This window comes from Gordonia sp. 34D (assembly GCF_056682775.1).
Genome location: NZ_CM155293.1, coordinates 418,762 through 434,459, shown reverse-complemented (window position 1 = coordinate 434,459; position 15,698 = coordinate 418,762). Strand labels below are relative to the sequence as shown.

At 59.9% G+C, this 15,698-nt stretch carries 11 protein-coding genes; 6 read left to right on the top strand and 5 right to left on the bottom strand.

The genetic code is table 11. The features are described 5' to 3' along the window. Nucleotides 1–770: 770 nt before the first annotated feature. The 3 genes from AC1L34_RS02105 to AC1L34_RS02095 all read right to left on the bottom strand — a co-directional run bounded on the left by AC1L34_RS02105 (nucleotide 771) and on the right by AC1L34_RS02095 (nucleotide 5,760). Nucleotides 771–1,598 (bottom strand): hypothetical protein, encoded by an 828-nt coding sequence (locus AC1L34_RS02105; protein ID WP_424322637.1) that lies wholly within the window; start codon nucleotides 1,596–1,598, stop codon nucleotides 771–773. A gap of 1,532 nt (nucleotides 1,599–3,130) precedes the next feature. Further along, nucleotides 3,131–3,937 carry a hypothetical protein gene (locus AC1L34_RS02100; RefSeq protein ID WP_424322638.1) on the bottom strand — a complete coding sequence of 269 codons (807 nt, stop codon included), beginning with the start codon at nucleotides 3,935–3,937 and terminating at the stop codon, nucleotides 3,131–3,133. Between the two features lie 1,334 nt (nucleotides 3,938–5,271). Next, nucleotides 5,272–5,760: a hypothetical protein gene (locus tag AC1L34_RS02095; protein ID WP_424322639.1), complete on the bottom strand. Its 489-nt coding sequence runs from the start codon at nucleotides 5,758–5,760 to the stop codon at nucleotides 5,272–5,274. A gap of 56 nt (nucleotides 5,761–5,816) precedes the next feature. On the opposite strand from AC1L34_RS02095, the gene AC1L34_RS02090 reads away from it, so the two are divergent. Together AC1L34_RS02090 and AC1L34_RS02085 are read left to right on the top strand one after the other, a co-directional pair. Beyond that, nucleotides 5,817–6,293 carry an ESX secretion-associated protein EspG gene (locus tag AC1L34_RS02090; protein ID WP_480035299.1) on the top strand — a complete coding sequence of 159 codons (477 nt, stop codon included), beginning with the start codon at nucleotides 5,817–5,819 and terminating at the stop codon, nucleotides 6,291–6,293. 149 nt (nucleotides 6,294–6,442) lie between these two features. Beyond that, nucleotides 6,443–7,075, top strand: coding sequence for a TM7S3/TM198-like domain-containing protein (locus tag AC1L34_RS02085; RefSeq protein WP_424297366.1), 633 nt, complete (start codon nucleotides 6,443–6,445; stop codon nucleotides 7,073–7,075). A 55-nt stretch (nucleotides 7,076–7,130) separates the two neighbouring features. Here the strand turns inward: AC1L34_RS02085 and AC1L34_RS02080 are convergent, their stop codons facing one another. Continuing rightward, nucleotides 7,131–7,340, bottom strand: coding sequence for a CsbD family protein (locus AC1L34_RS02080; RefSeq protein WP_424322640.1), 210 nt, complete (start codon nucleotides 7,338–7,340; stop codon nucleotides 7,131–7,133). A 201-nt stretch (nucleotides 7,341–7,541) separates the two neighbouring features. Here AC1L34_RS02080 and AC1L34_RS02075 point away from each other — a divergent pair, with 201 nt between their 5' ends. Together AC1L34_RS02075 and AC1L34_RS02070 are read left to right on the top strand one after the other, a co-directional pair. Next, complete coding sequence (locus tag AC1L34_RS02075; RefSeq protein ID WP_424322641.1) at nucleotides 7,542–8,291, top strand: DUF6319 family protein; 750 nt, start codon at nucleotides 7,542–7,544, stop codon at nucleotides 8,289–8,291. Between the two features lie 79 nt (nucleotides 8,292–8,370). Continuing rightward, nucleotides 8,371–9,354: an NYN domain-containing protein gene (locus AC1L34_RS02070; RefSeq protein WP_424297370.1), complete on the top strand. Its 984-nt coding sequence runs from the start codon at nucleotides 8,371–8,373 to the stop codon at nucleotides 9,352–9,354. Between the two features lie 77 nt (nucleotides 9,355–9,431). Here the strand turns inward: AC1L34_RS02070 and AC1L34_RS02065 are convergent, their stop codons facing one another. Continuing rightward, entirely contained in the window at nucleotides 9,432–11,021 is a 1,590-nt protein-coding gene (locus AC1L34_RS02065) for a class I adenylate-forming enzyme family protein (RefSeq protein WP_424325869.1), read from the bottom strand. 142 nt (nucleotides 11,022–11,163) lie between these two features. Here AC1L34_RS02065 and AC1L34_RS02060 point away from each other — a divergent pair, with 142 nt between their 5' ends. Both AC1L34_RS02060 and AC1L34_RS02055 read left to right on the top strand, forming a co-directional pair. Further along, on the top strand, nucleotides 11,164–14,532 hold the full coding sequence (locus AC1L34_RS02060) for a DEAD/DEAH box helicase (RefSeq protein ID WP_424323851.1): 3,369 nt from the start codon (nucleotides 11,164–11,166) through the stop codon (nucleotides 14,530–14,532). After that, nucleotides 14,529–15,698 (top strand): MFS transporter, encoded by a 1,170-nt coding sequence (locus AC1L34_RS02055; protein ID WP_424325870.1) that lies wholly within the window; start codon nucleotides 14,529–14,531, stop codon nucleotides 15,696–15,698. Before AC1L34_RS02060 ends, AC1L34_RS02055 begins: the two co-directional genes overlap by 4 nt.

The following is a 15,698-nucleotide window of genomic DNA, read 5'->3' as shown; positions in this document are numbered from 1 at the left end:
TCCAATCGCCAAAGACGTTCGTCGAAGGGCGCCTCAGTGGCCCCGTTGTTGAACGCGCCTCAAACTGCCCCGGCCACACCTTTACCGCAAACGCCAGCACACTAGGGTCAGGAGCCGGAAGCGGTTCCGAGTTGAAACTCACATACCGTGTATCACTGCACACAAGATAGCTCGAGAGACCATTACTCGATTGTTCAACCCCCTGCACCGAGAGTGCGATAACTCCTTCAAATCGGTATCGCGCAGTGGGAAACCAATCAATATCAGTCTCACCATCGCTTACCGCCGCCTCAAATCCGGGATACACAGAAGCCAAAGCTGTCGCCTTATTCTCCGCAGAACCCAAGAGATAGTACGACTCCATAGACGCCCGCACCACCGCTCCAACCTGGGACGACAGGTCCACGACCGATCCCCGTTGATCCCAGTTAAAGTACGGCACAGGCCAGTCACTTGAAGCTTGCGTGGTTGCCCCCTCATCGGCAGCATGAGGCTGTGCTGCACATCCAGTTGCCAAAACAATAAGGACCGTCGACACCAACCCCAACTTTAGACTCCGCATCCCAAAACCACCGAAGTCAGCCATCACTGTTCCGCTTTCCTTTCCGCTTCTCTTGACATCATCACCACACCGGGGACCAATCCAGAGACACGTCACGAATCGTTCGATGTCCATCCGGAAACGGGCCCGGAATGTTCATAGACGGCTTCACACTAGAGGACGGACTCGGGAACCTCAACATGCAGTTAGCCTCAGTTTATGTGCAGAATTATTGCCACCCTGGACTCATGATCTGAGGCAACTTCTTGGCATCATGAACCCCCATCGGGTCTGCATTCAAGGTTGGATCATAAAGGTTCGCCGGAATCCGAGAAGGCACCTGCGAGCAAGGACTCCCGTTCGACCGATAACCGGGGGGAACTTGTGGGCTGCCCGCCCTTACCCCTGTGATAGTCCAACCCGTGAAGATGTCCCCTGTCGGCATTCTTCGCGGACCTGCACCTGCGTTGAGGTTCCGGCCGACATGTTGAATATCGCGGTGGATCTCAATCCAACCCTCGTCATACGCGATCCCAAAACTCTCGTATCCCTCACTCCCCGCAAGCTTCATTTTCTGGGAACCAGAGGGAATACAGATTCTAGCCATCCAGGTGTCCGATTCAATAGGCACCACTGTAAGGTTGGCAAAGGCAGTGCCTACAGTTGAGAACGGCACACCCGGGTCAGTTCCAGTCAAACCCGCGAGCTGATCTTCCAAACCTGACGCATAAATCATCTCGGAAAATCCCGGGTACTCGTACGTGCGTGCAGTCGCGGTCGCCAGCGCAGTTGCCTCAACAAATGCGCGCGCAATCTGCGCAGGCTCCGACTGAAGGTCCGTCCGATTGTCGAAACTCGACCAATCAAAAACAGATTGATAATATTCGGGAATCGCAACCTTGGCAGGCGTAACAGTCGGCACGGAGTCGTTGGACGAACATCCCGCGAAAATCACGCAGATTACGAAAATCAGTACCGAAAAAACTTCGGCCTTTCGCCGCCGCGCACGTCGCCGTTCGAACCCTACAGATCTCAATTCGTGCTTGAACTTCATCACTTCGCCGATTCCCTTACATCGCGTTCCCAATCGCTCTTGCTCTTTCCAAAGTCGAGAGCATTATCGACCGATGTTACCCCATTGGCATCGAGGTATTCGTCCACCCACGCGCTGAATAGCGCGCTGTCACCACGAGTTAACGTCTCGAGAGGCTTCAGATTTCCTTCGCGCGCCGCATAATCGAATCCCGGAAACCCAACTCCAACGTCCTCATACTCACGCAACGATTGCACAACCGCTCGAACGTATGTCCCGAGAGGGCTCATTAGATCCAGCGCTCCGGTCGGGGCCCACTGCCAAGTAGCTCGTGCCTTCGCCGCGGGATTCGCAGTACTTGGTGCTACCGCCTCCGGCTGCTGACCACCGGCACCGCATCCAGCGAGCCACAAGGCGATAGTGATGACACCAATCAATCGCGTCGATCGCCTTACAATCACTCTCACTTCGGCACCAATGCCTTCGGCTCTACCTCCAAGGCCTCTTATCAACGCCAAACGAAGCTCAATCCTTGCTTCCGGACGGCAGAAACCGTATCCAGCGATCAGACACTATTCGGCCGCCGACGGCCAACCCGGCTACGGCGGGTCGACTATGTGTGACGGTTGCGGATCCTTATCTTTAGCCGGAAAGGTATCAGCAATCCGCTGACATTCCGGCCCGAAATCGTGGGTGTGTACGACAATCTTCCCATCCGCATCGCGGGATGTTGAGATATCGACCACCGGACTTGAATAATAGGAACCAGCTTTCCAGCTACCGAACGGGGAAGTTGCAGGCAAGTTATTAGGACCCGGTGTTCCAGATTCCGGCTCATCCGTACCTGTCTTCAGGTATATCGAAGGTAATAACTTCGGAAGTTCCATAGTAGTATCGACCCGCCCTCGATCGAGTTATGAAATCCGTGTCGATCGCACACACAGTTACCGTCAATCTGTTCGCGGAATCATCGGTCGCCAGGACCTTCTTTCGACGCACTCCTGCCCCAAATTGCGAGCGCCCTTCAGCCTCCCACTGCCGCACATTGCCCTTCTCGACCCGAGCATAGTCAGGATGCATTGAATCCGAATAGCCCGGGAACATTTGGTCACTTAGGTACCAATTTTGCCGTCTCCAATCATGTGCCTCGACAACGCCGCGAACTACCGTCCCACTCGGACTAAGTAGGTCTAGCTCCGGAGATGGGATCCAAATGAAGGAGGTCGAAAAATCCGGTTGATTGACCACACTCTCGACAGCCCGCGGTTGTTCGGATAACGAACAACCAGCAGTCACAAGCATGGCAACTCCAAGGACTGAGGCCAATACCGAACAACCGACCGATCGATCATTCAACAATTGGCTGAAAATTCTTCGAAACCAACCTTTGATCATTAAAATCCAATTCTCCAGAATGCGAACAGTCACTCAGTCACCAGTCCCGCCACCACGACGACCGACATCAAGCGCCGCAACAACAGCGTCTTCATCGTTACTCCCGTCCGCGACCTAACAAATTAAGCATTCGATAACACAAGTCAGGCTCCCCCGAGACGTTACGAGTCGCAGTCGCTCGGCGAGTCGTATACCGTCGCCGCAAACTGATCGGGCGCCCCATCCTTGTGGCCAACAGAAATGGTGACGCATGTGTCCTTTGCGATCGCCTCATTAGCCGATTCCGTTATTGAGGGGCCGTACAAGTCTAGATCAATATCCCGAAATAGCGACGGAAGAGACTTGACGAGCTGGTCCCGCTTTGGCGTCAGCAACTGTGCCGACTCCGACTTCGTGAAACGATGCTCTTCCGTCTTGTCGTAGCCAGGAAAAGCGAACGAACGAGAATGACTCGGCGACGATGATTCCGACGTAGGCGTTTCCGATCCACACCCAACGAGGGCCATGCCAGCCGCAAAGGCCAGAACCCCAAGGGCGCCGCGCGTGGGATCCGCGGGGAACAACTCTCTCAACGCATTGGTGAGAGCCGATACGGAAGCCACAACTAGTGAACCTGCATTCAGGTTCCAGTTCGCCGAAGTTGTCCAATCTTCGCGGTCGTCCCGGACGGGTGAACTTCGCCCTCGAACACCGTCGAGTTGGTCAAGCAATTCAGAGGGCCCAAACAGCGCCTGGATCCGGCCCAGTGCAACTATCTGTCGCACAATTTCATCATCTTTCAACGGATCATCATCAGGGAATGAATCCTTCTGGACTAAGCTTGAAATCAACTCAATTTGCCTGATATTGAAGGTTTCTATCGCCGACTCGACAGCTACTTTCTCTGCTTCCGGATCAGATCTCAACCACCGAAAAAGGCACCACCAGGTGCCGATCTCCTGACCGAGAACCGTGCCCGTCGAATCCACCGAACTCAGATTAGCACGGCGATAATCATCACCACCCCGGACAGCTACCAGAGACAGGTCATGAATTGTTCGATGGCCAGAGGGAAACGAGCCCGAGATGTCCATAGGCGGTATCACACCAGAGGACGGACTAGGGAACTTTGAATCGAACCGTTCACGATCAGGTCCTCTATAAGGCACACAAGGTCTATTATTCCCACCTTGGAAACTGAGGTTGAAGAGGCTGTGGAACATCCGGGCCTTTTATCGCCAAATCACGGCCTTCCACGCCTACGACATGAGATTCCGGCAGCACCGTCGTCGCCCAATTCGCGCAAGCATAGGTCACATATCGCTGATCAGCTTTCATGGACGAAATATCCCAACCAGAGAAGACGTTGCCACTCGGAACTTGCCCCTGGTGCACACCCACTCCCGAATACTGATTCACGACAGCGGGATCACTATACGAACGTTCAGGATCGCCAGTCTCCCTGGCCACGTCTCGCCTATCGAATTCAATGTGGGAAGGGCTGATGATCCTGGCCTCGCTGACCCTAGTCCGATAATCGGGGTCCTCAGACGACCACCTACGAACCATACATAGGTCAGCTTCCACTCGGTCAGCAGTGACTACGAGTCCTGTAACGTGCACATAATTTGTTGCGTTCCAAGACAATTTCTCTTCCACCACATTCGGAAAAAATCCGACGCTCATATTTTCCCAGCTCGGAATTGAACCCAAATACCCGGGAAACGAATACTCCGACCCGTAATAGCTGCTCATCCAGAATGACTCATAAGCCGCTCGCACAAGAGATCCTGGATGGCTCCTAAGGCTCGCCAAACCTGGTTCCGACGACCAAACAGTCGTCCAACTCGGACTCCATCCGGCCTTCCACTTCGCACCAGGGTCATCACCGTCAGAACCTAACGAGCAAGCCGATAACGCGGCGAGCCCTACCACGAGAGAAAAAGCAACTCTCAAAAATCGCCTGAGCACACCGGCCCTCTGGCACTCTTTATCCATCGCTACTTCCAAACCACCGAGGCTTTATCAATGCTACTCATTGTTAGATTTCACACTAATGTATCCATCATCAACCATCCGGCCCTTACCGGTCATTTTGTCACCAGTGTCAGTAGAAGCATCTGGGAGTTTTCCAATTGCTTGATTCAGAGCTGCCCTGAGTTCAGCTTGGGGAACCGTTCTTGTCAATTCATCCAACGGACGCAGTTTGCCATCTTTATACAAGAAATTAGTATTTATGTCCCCACCCACATCAAGGTCGCTTACAGGAGCGGAGCTGAGTATCGGATAGTATAGTTTCGAAAAATCCGGTTCCAAGCTACTCTTAGGGTCGCCAGGAAGTGGAGTATCCCCAAATAATGGAATCCTTCAACGATTCACCGCCAAGGCTCACCGCATCCCCCATCGGACCGACCCTACCGATCATGTTGACTGCGGCATCGAAGGCTTCGGATTTTCGCTGGTGATTAGTTAACCCCTGCTTATAGTCATTCGCAATACCGGCATTCTCAGCCTTGGTAATTCCGACATCAACGATCCCTTTGAGCGTCCCGATCGAAGTCAAGTCGGTATTATTTCGCCCCTCTGCCGGAGCGGAACCATATCGAGTTTGCAGTTCCAAAATATGTCGATACGCTTCCGCATTGAGGGCCTTACCAGCTTTAGCATCAGTATTCAACACAGCAAATACATTAACCGAGCCGGCATGGTAACTCTTAAACGCTTTCGAAAAGCCCATCCAGTTAAACCCTGAGATTCCCGACTGCCCCGCCCCTGTTAAAGACGGGATATACGGTGAAATTGCACGTTGCATGCTTCGTGTAAGTCCCGCATTAATCTCCCCAACGGGGGGACTCGACAACTACACGCATTTGCGCCGTTCGTTCGTTCGACAAGGGCTACGTCGCGGTCCAACGACCCGGCGTCCCCGACGGGCAATCCTACGAGATGATCGATATCTTCGAGACACACGCCGTCGACCTGGCGAGGGCCGTCGTTGCCGCAGTGCCGTCAGCACCCGCTGGTTCATATGGCGACATCAACACTGATGAGCTCCGGATCGCGAGCCAGATGGGCGTTGATAGTCCATATCCCCTATTGTCAGCACCGTCCAGTGTCGTCGGAACCCTCCAAGTATGCGAAGGCCCGTCGACGGAGTGGCGAATGAGCGAGAGCGGCCCAGATCTGATTTGGGCGGACCGAGAAGGCCTTGGTCGGTACGTCCTGACGCGCGAAGCACGTCTCGCTTGCGACGACACCCGACTTGCTACCGAGATCAACAGGCACGTCAAAGTTGTCGTCGATCGGATACGCGAGAAACGGGAGCACTCGACGCTGACCGTCTAGTTGACGCTGGTTGACGTAGCTGGCCGGGGCGGGCACGGATAACGTCCGCTGACCATCCTGCGTCCACGCGATGTCGAGACAACAGATGGAACCTGACCAAACGCACGACAATCACCAATCAGGCTTGCTTCACCATTTACGCTAACCCCATGTCCAGCATCCTGATTGGCATCGTTGCCGTTCTTGTCGGTCTCCTGTTCTGCTTCCGCGGCGTGATCGCGTTGCGAATTATCCTCGCGGTGTGGGTCGGCTTCGTCGGCTTCGTGATCGGCGGGGTCGCGATCTCGGAGATCCAAAATGAGGACGTGGTGCTTAACAATCCGGTCGCCTGGATCGTAGCGATCGTTACTGCGATCGCGTTCGGCCTCCTCGCGTACTACCTGTACGCGGCGGCCGTGGTGATCGCGATGGCCTCGATTGGGTATGCACTCGGAATCGCTGTGATGACGGCGTTCGGCGTCACTTGGAGTTGGGCGATCATCCTGGTCGGCGTCATTCTCGGCATCGCCCTGGCAACCGCCACCCTGGTCTTCGATCTGCCGATGGTCCTGCTCGCCTCGCTCAGCGCCCTCGGCGGCGCGACCATCGCGACCGGCGGCATCATGCTGCTCACCAACACCATCGAAATGGACGACTTCAACCGCCGCACAGTCAGCAATGTGCTGCACGACAAATGGTGGTGGTACCTCGTCTACTTCGCCCTGGTCGCCGCCGGCATTCTGGTGCAAGCCCAATACTTGGCGCGACGCAACCAAGAACTCGACCGCCAAGACCCCTGGTAAACACCGAACCCGTCGCTGCCTGGCAGCGACGGGTTCAGATCGTTTCGAGCAGAGGTCAGTGACCGGTCAACTTATTCTTGACCGACTCAACGCCTTCCTTCAGCTTGTCAGCAACCTCGACCACCGTCTCCTTGATCCCGGCGTGCGCTTGGTCGACCTGACCTTCGGCTTTAAGCTCATCATCGTTGGTGGCTGCGCCCGCAGCCTCCTTGGCACGGCCAGTCAGGTCCTGCGCCTTGTTCTTTGCGTCATCGGAAAAGCTCATCGGTCCTCCTAGTATGTGGGACGTTCTGCATATTCCTTACTCATCGCCGTACGTTCAGACGATAGTTTCGACGGTACCGGGATCACGCGAGGTCTGCCGAGCAGGAGATCCAACGGCCACCGACCTCGCACACCCGTGCGAATCCGTCGGAGGCATATGCGATATTAGTAGTGAGAAAATCGTTCGACGAGAAAGGCAGTCATGCCACCGCGCCGCCGCTCAGCGCCCATCCCAGAGTCGTTGACCCCCGACAACCTGACCGCAATCGCTGCGGCCCTGGCTGACGGCAAACGCCCGACGGTGTATCTGCGCGAAGGCACCCCCAGCCTCGGCCTAGCACCGGGTGCCTCCGCTCGCGTGCTGTCGATCGACGGCACAACGCTGACGGTGAAACCGAGTGGCGTCAACGACGAACTCCCCTACGAGGCCGACGAACTCCGCATCACCAAGAACCCACCCCCCGAACCGGAGAAGCCGAAGCCGGCCAAGTCCGTCGCGCGCCCGGCAGCTGCCCGACGCTCCGCGCCCGTCCCCAGCGCTGCCGCGGCCACGAAACCCGCTGAGCCGAAGCCCGCCCCCGCCAAGTCGACCGCACCTGCACCCAAGCCAGCCACCACCCCAACCGAGACTGCACCGCCCGCTAAGAAATCCACCCGCCGCACCGCCGCACGGAAGGCACCGGCAGCCGTCACCGTCACCATCCACGGCTCCGCCGAGAACGAGTGGTCAGTTTCGGTGACCCGTGGCGGACGTAAACTCCCCCGATCCCGCAGTGTCACACCGGATTCCGTCGAATCCGCGATGGCCGAACTCGGCGACGAACAAGCACAAGCCGCCACGTCGTCAATCCTGAACGCGGCACGCGAGGAAGCCCAACGTCGCGTCGACGAACTCAGCCGCGAACTCGCCGCCGCCCGCGAAGCGCTCGCCATCCTCGACGGAAGCACCTAGCGAACCCTCAGCATTACTCAGAGGTAACGACCCGCCCGAACCGCGCCGAAACGGACTGGTCGCCTGACATAGTGGGCATATGCGTTCGACGTGCAGTCTCTATATCGATACCGGATATCTACTCGCCTCAGCCGCCACCAGAGTGACGGGAACATCGCTCCGAAGCAGCATTAACGTCGAATACCCGCACCTCATCGACAGCATCATGCAGAAGGCCGAACAACTTTCGGGCCTGCCCGTGCTGCGCGTGCATTGGTACGACTCCGCCGACAACGGCGTCCCCGGCCCCATCCAGCAACGCATCGGCGAACTCGCCAAAGTGAAGCTGCGACTCGGCCGCTTCGGCATGGACGGCGAACAAAAGGGCGTCGACCTCCGCATCGGCCTCGACCTCGTCGCCCACGCCCGCAACAACACCTCCGACGTATTCTTCCTCGTCTCCGGGGACGACGACCTCACCGAAGCCGTCGAAGAAGCCCAAGCACACGGCGTCGCCGTGGTCCTGCTGTCCGTCCCGAATGCCGACGGCAAATCGCACGGCGTGAGCCGTCACCTTCTTCGCGCCGCCGACGACCTCCACCTCATCGACGGCACCACCCTCGACCAGTCGATCCTGAAGGTCGAACGCCAAATCGCGCCCACCCCAACCGAACCCGTGACCGCCAAACCTGGGCCTACACCGGCAAAACCCGCGGCCCCCTCCCCTCTCGACGTCGCGACAGCCGCCAGGGCCCCGCATCCAGCGACACCGACGCCCGCCCCGGCACCAGCGATCGCCTACAGCTCAACAACCGGTTCGGTCAGCCACGTCCTTCCTGAATTCGACAATGCCGAAGATGCGGCCGTGATCGGCGACGTCGCCAACCGCGTCTTCATCGCCTTCCAAGCAACGGCCAGCCCCGAAGAAATCCGCGAGCTGGAGAAGAAGCGACCGTCGATCCCGCGGGACATCGACCGCGCATTACTCCTCGATGCCTCCGAAGCATTGGACCGCTACAGCGTCGACGAAGACACCCGGTACCGCCTCCGCGCCCGGTTCTGGAGTCGGTTCGACGAAGGGTGAGCGGCGGCGGCCCGGATCGCGTTGAGTTTGCTACCGAGAAGGTCGCAAACTCAACGCGATCCGCCGAGAACTCCGCCCTACTTCCGCATCAGGTTCTTCTGGACCTTGCCGGTCGCGGTCTTCGGTAGGGATTCGATGACGACCACAGACTTCGGGGCCTTAAAGCCGGCGAGGCGTTCGCGGGACCAGGCCTGGATTTCCTCGCCCTCCACCTCGGCACTTAGCACCACATAGGCGGTGACGGCCTCGCCCCAATGGTCGTCGCGCGTACCCACAACGGCAACCTCCGCGACAGCGGGATGCCCGAGCAGCACGCGCTCCACCTCCACCGACGACACGTTCTCGCCACCCGACTTAATGATGTCCTTCGCACGGTCGGTAAACCAGACGACGGCATCCTCATCGAGGTAGCCGATATCGCCGCCGTGGAACCATCCGTTCGCAAAAGCCTCGGTGTTGGCGTCCTTGTTGTTCCAGTACCCCTCCATGAGTTGCGGTGTCCGGTAAACGATTTCGCCTTCTTCGCCAGCGGGCAGCAAGCTGCCGTCACTACCCATGATTGCCACATCGGTACTGACGGTGGCGGGGCCCCACGAGTCATCCTTCACGCCCTGGTGTCCCTCCCACTGCAGTTCCGACGCCGGCGTGGTCTCCGTCTGCCCGGAGCCCAGGATGATCGCCGCATTCGGGAACTGGGCCCGCACCCGAGCAAGCAGCTCGGCAGGCATCGGCGCCATTGCATACAGGCCAGTAATGAGACTGTCGGTGTCGCCGTCGGCCAACTCGGGCTGCGCCAGCAGCGCCGCCCACATCATTGGCAGCATCGTCAGATGCGTGACGGTGTGCGTCGAGAACGTGCGGGCCACGGCCGCCGGATCGAACCCGCGCAGCAGCACGACCGTCGTACCCACGGCCAACGACGGCAACAGCAGCGCATCGAGAGCGGTCACGTGGAACAGCGGCAGCGCGATCGGCATCACGCTGGCCTTCACATCGGGCTTCAAACCGAGCCCCAGCGCCGAACCGAGCAGCGCAATCTGCACCGCAACGTGCGAGGTCACGACACCCTTCGGGCGTGACGTGGTGCCGGAGGTATACAGGCAGTGCAAGATGTCGCGGTCTTCGACTATCACCTCAACAGATGACCGGTCGGCCGAGAACACCGCGTCGTACGAGACGGCCGGAATACCAGCGACGTCGGTCGGGGCCTGCCCGGTCACGATCACCTCGGTAACCATGCCGCCCTCAGCTTCGGCGAGCGCAGGTCCCATGACACCCAGGAAGACGTCCTCGGTAATCACGCCACGGACGCCGCTGTCGGCGAGCTGGTAGGCGATGTCGGACGGCGACAGCAGGAGGTTCAGTGGCATCGCAACGACGCCGATCTTGGCGAAAGCAAAGAATGTGGCCACAAACTGCCAGCTGTTCTGCAGTTGCATCGCCACTGCGTCGCCGCGAACGTATCCGCGTTCCAGCAGGCCGCGGGCCAACGCGTTGGCGCGCGCATTGAGTTCGGCGTACGAGAGCTCGACGTCGCCGTCAACCAACGCCGTGCGGTCTCCGTAGTGCGCGGCACTGCGCGTGAGCATGTCGCCGACGCAAACGCGATGGGTCAAGTTGACGGTAAGGGGGTCGACTCCGGATAGATCGGGACGCATACCGGGCATTCGGCTTCTCCTTGCGATAGGGATGTTGAGCCGAACATAACCGAAAAACAATCTTGCGTGACTGTTTCGCCAGAAGTGACCGCAAACACCAGCAAGAGTGTGCCCACGGCGCTCGTCCAGGCATCCGACTATCCTGGACGCGATGACTTCCCCCGATTGGACCGCCGAAGAGACCGACACCGTTCTCGGAATCTTCGACAGCCGTACTCTGCAGCGCGCGCGGCAGTACGCGACCGCCGGGATGATTTTCGATATTGAGTGGTCAGATGGCATTTTGACCGGCACGTCGCGCGGGTCGGGCAGCGAACGCTATTCGTGCAATGTCAAGGTTCGCGGGTCGGGACCCACCATGAAAGCCTCCGCCAGTTGCACCTGCCCGGTCGCGATTCGCTGCAAGCATTCCGCGGCCCTGGTTTTGGCGGCCACCGCCGACGGTCCCGGAGCGCGCCGTCAACCCCCGACCACCACTGCCGCCCCGCTCTCCCGCTGGCGAACCTTGATCGATGAGGTCGAAAAGTCGACCAACATCGAGTCGACGGCCAACGACGGCATCCCACTGTCGTTGGGTCTGCAGTTCGAGGTGCACCGCACGTACAACTCCGACGACGTCACGGTCCGCCCGCTGGTTTTGAACGAGCAGGAACGCTGGGTCAAGACTCGTCTCACCTGGAAGATGTTGCTCTCCGGCCGAATCGCTGATCGTCATCCGGCCCCCGCGCTCGATGTCATGACTCGGCTGGCCTCGGCCCTGGCACTCAGTTGGCAGCGTGGCGCCCTACCCGATGAGATATCGCTGATGCACGCGCCGGTCAGCATTTGGTCGCTGCTCCAGGAAGCCGAAGACACCGGCATCCCGTTCTTCAACACCGGTAAGACGGAATCGACGGCTGTCCGTCTCGGCGATCACTTGAGCACTCAGTTGCACGTGCGACCGCAAAGCGCGGGCGTCTACGTGAACCTCGAGATCGTGGCAGACGGTCAACCCGTTCCCCCGACGCGCAACCTGGTCCGATTCGCGATCGGTCGGCCCCGCGCGCACGGCGTCGCGCAAGAATTTGAGCACACCCTGCACCTTGGGCCGCTCCCCAACCTGACCGCCACCGAGTCGATGCTGCTGGTCAGCGAGGTTCCCCTCGAGGTTCCCGATCAGGACCTCGCCGAGTTCCAAAAATCTCTGCCAAAGCTGCAGGCCGGGCGGCCCGTCGTCGTTGATCAGGATGCCTTCCCCGCGTCGACGCTGAGCGGCCCGTTCCCCGTGTTGCGCATCCGCACCGACGAACCCGCCGCCGCGAGTTGGGCCGCTGGTTACGAGGCCGACGGCCAAGTGCAGGAGTTCCCTGCGCGCGGGCCGTCGGACGGCCGATTCCGCAGCGCGGTGGCCGAGCGTGCCATGTGGGCGAGCATCCGCCAAGAGCTCGAGATGGTCGCGAAGGCCAATCCCCAGTGGGTCAAGGTAGCCGCCGAGCAGCTGCAGAAAGACCTGCATACCCACCGGTCCGACTTCCGTCGCTACAACCGCATGTACGCCGTCCTGCGCCAATTGCACGGTGGCGCAACGGTTTCGGCTGCCTTCGATTCGGCTCCCGACTATCAGACGATGACGGTCCCGCTGAGCCCACTGCAGGCCGCGATCATGGTGTCGGAAATTGTCCCGACCATCACCGACCTCGATCGTGTTCGCGTGATCGTGGAGGGCACCCCGCCCGACTATCGTCCCGCCGAAGCACCGCCTGTCTTGAGCTTTTCCGGCGATGCCAGCCGTGACTGGTTCGACCTCGAAGTGAGCCTCGACGTCGACAACCACAAGATCCCGATCACCACCATCATCGAGGCCCTCGCGTCGGGCGAGGAGTACATGCTGCTCGACGACGGCACCTACTTCTCGCTCGACATTCCCGCGTTGCAAACCCTGCGCGACCGTCTCGCCGAAGCCCGCGAGCTCGGCGAGCTTGACGGTGACCGGGTCTCCACCCACACGCTGAATGCGTCGCTGTGGGACGAGCTGCTGGAGTTGGGCGTCGTCGATCAGCAGTTGAAGCAGTGGCGTGACCGGATCGCACACTTGGCCGCGGCCAAACCGCCGCATCCTGTGGAGCCGCCAGCTGGCCTCAACGCCCAATTGCGGCCCTACCAGCAGGAAGGCCTCGAATGGCTCACCTTCCTCTGGGAGAACAAACTGGGCGGCATCCTCGCCGACGACATGGGCCTGGGTAAAACCGTCCAAACGCTGGCGCTGATGCAGCAGATCGTCGACGAGCAGCCGGACGCCCGCTTCCTCGTGGTCGCGCCGACCAGTGTGATTGCGAACTGGGCGGCCGAGTGCGCGCGCTTTGTGCCCGGAATGAAGGTCGTGGCCGCTACCGCCACCGAAAAGCGCATCGGAACCCCGCTGGCCAACCGCGCCGAAGGCGCGCAGATCGTCATCACCTCGTACGCCCTCCTGCGGATTGACTACGACGCGTTCGCCGCCGTCGACTGGACGGGGATCTTCTTCGACGAAGCCCAGTTCCTGAAGAACCATCAGGCCAAGACCTACCAGGCGGCACGACGACTGGACGCCCAGTTCAAAATCGCGATCACCGGTACTCCCATGGAGAACCGCGTAATGGAGTTGTGGTCGTTGGTGTCGGTGGTCGCGCCAGGTCTGTACAACTCGCCGAAGCTGTTCAAAGAACATTTCGCGGAAGCCATCGAGAGCGGCCAGGCACCCGAGCGGCTCGAGATTCTGCGCCGTCGCCTGCGTCCAATCATGTTGCGGCGCACCAAGGATCAGGTGCTGACCGACCTACCCGAGAAGCAGGAGCAGTTGCTGCCGATCGAGTTGGAACCCAAACACCGCAAAATCTACGACACCTACCTGGCCCGCGACCGCCAGCAACTCCTCGGCCTGCTCGACGACTTCTCCGGCAACCGGATCCAGGTGCTGCGCGCCCTCACTCGGCTGCGGCAACTGAGCTTGCATCCGGTCCTCGTCGACGAAGAACACAAGGCCATCAAGTCGGCGAAGATCGAATACCTGTCGGAACAATTGCCGATGCTGATCGACGAAGGTCACAGCGCCCTCATCTTCAGCAGCTTCACCGGCTTCCTGAAGCTCATCGCCGAAGAGCTCGACGCGAAGAAGATCGCCTACAGCTATCTCGACGGTTCGACGCCAATCACCGCGCGCGGCAAGCAGATTGAAGACTTCACCGGCGGCACCAACAAGGTCTTCCTCATCAGCCTGAAGGCCGGCGGTTTCGGTTTGAACTTGACGGCCGCCGACTACATCTTCATGACCGACCCCTGGTGGAACCCGGCGGCCGAGAACCAGGCCGTCGACCGTGCCCACCGCATCGGCCAGCACCGCGCCGTCACCGTGTACCGCATGGTGTCCACCGGAACCATTGAAGAAAAAGTCATCGACCTGCAAACTCGGAAACGGGAACTCTTCAACGCCCTCATCGACGACGGTGCCGCCTTCTCCGGAGCAATCACCGCCGACGACGTCCGCGGGCTCCTCGGCGAATGACCGTCGACGCCGACCGCCGCAATCTGCCGATCGTCCTGGCGCTGCTGTTCACCACCGGTTGGGCCACCAACCATTTCGTGGCGATGATGCCCGTCCTGCACGACCGCAACGGCATCGGCAATGCCGCCCTCGAAGTGGCGTTCGGCATCTATGCGATCGGCCTGTTGCCGGGACTACTGTCCGGCGGCGGCATCTCCGACAAAGTTGGCCGTAAACCCATTGTCTTGTTGGGCGCGACCGGCGCAGCGCTCGGCAACCTCCTGATGCTGCTTTGGCACACGGAGCCGGGTGTGATTGTCGGCCGGTTCGCTGTCGGACTTGGCGTCGGGTTGGCGGTCAGTGCCGGTACCGCCTGGTGCGCCGACCTTGGCGGAAAGCGTGGCACCGTGTTTGCGGGTGCGGCGTTGACCGGCGGTTTCGCGGCCGGCCCCCTGGTTTCCGGGTTGATTGCGCAGTTCGCTGGCGGTGCCGCGTTGACCGCACCGTTTGTGGTGACGGTTTCGGCATCACTCGCGGCGGTCGTAGCTGGTTTCCGGGTGCCGAGTTCGGGTCGGATCGCCGTCGAGGCGAGCGAGGTGACGCTGAATGACACCCCGATGGCGGCGCGAAGCCTGTCGCGGGCGTTGGTGACGAGCCTGCCGATGTCGGTGTGGGTGTTTTCGTCGATCACGATGTCGATTGTTGTGATGGCGGGCCGGATGACACAGTTCAACGGGCCGTGGGTGCCGGGTGTGGCCGCGGTGCTGGCGCTGGGGTCGGGATTCGTTATCCAAGTGATTGCGCGCCGCGGCGGGTGGGGCCCCCGGGCGGGCGTCATCGGTGCGATTGTTGCCGCGTCCGGACTCGCGGTAGTCGTGGGTGGTGGATCGGATCCAAGCCCGGCGGCGTTTATCGCTGCCTCAGTTCTGCTGGGCACAGGCTACGGACTTTGCCTTCGTGAAGGGCTGCTCGATGTGGAAACCTTTGCCCCGCTCGACAAACGAGGCCTGGCTACCGGAATCTTCTACGTCGGAACCTATCTCGGTTTCGGCCTGCCCGTTCTCCTCCGCTCCATCGCCCCCTCGGTCGGGATCACGGCCCCGATCTTGGTGTTGGCTCTCATGGCCGTCGCGAGTGCGGCAATCCGGGCCGGTCAGATCCGAGCCGGAATGCTCCGCGGACGCTGA

Excerpts from the sequence above, each read along its gene's own strand:
- AC1L34_RS02095 (WP_424322639.1), bottom strand. The coding sequence starts at position 5,760 with ATGCAACGTGCAATTTCACCGTATATCCCGTCTTTAACAGGGGCGGGG.
- AC1L34_RS02085 (WP_424297366.1), top strand. The coding sequence starts at position 6,443 with ATGTCCAGCATCCTGATTGGCATCGTTGCCGTTCTTGTCGGTCTCCTG.
- AC1L34_RS02080 (WP_424322640.1), bottom strand. The coding sequence starts at position 7,340 with ATGAGCTTTTCCGATGACGCAAAGAACAAGGCGCAGGACCTGACTGGC.
- AC1L34_RS02075 (WP_424322641.1), top strand. The coding sequence starts at position 7,542 with ATGCCACCGCGCCGCCGCTCAGCGCCCATCCCAGAGTCGTTGACCCCC.
- AC1L34_RS02070 (WP_424297370.1), top strand. The coding sequence starts at position 8,371 with ATGCGTTCGACGTGCAGTCTCTATATCGATACCGGATATCTACTCGCC.
- AC1L34_RS02065 (WP_424325869.1), bottom strand. The coding sequence starts at position 11,021 with ATGCCCGGTATGCGTCCCGATCTATCCGGAGTCGACCCCCTTACCGTC.
- AC1L34_RS02060 (WP_424323851.1), top strand. The coding sequence starts at position 11,164 with ATGACTTCCCCCGATTGGACCGCCGAAGAGACCGACACCGTTCTCGGA.
- AC1L34_RS02055 (WP_424325870.1), top strand. The coding sequence starts at position 14,529 with ATGACCGTCGACGCCGACCGCCGCAATCTGCCGATCGTCCTGGCGCTG.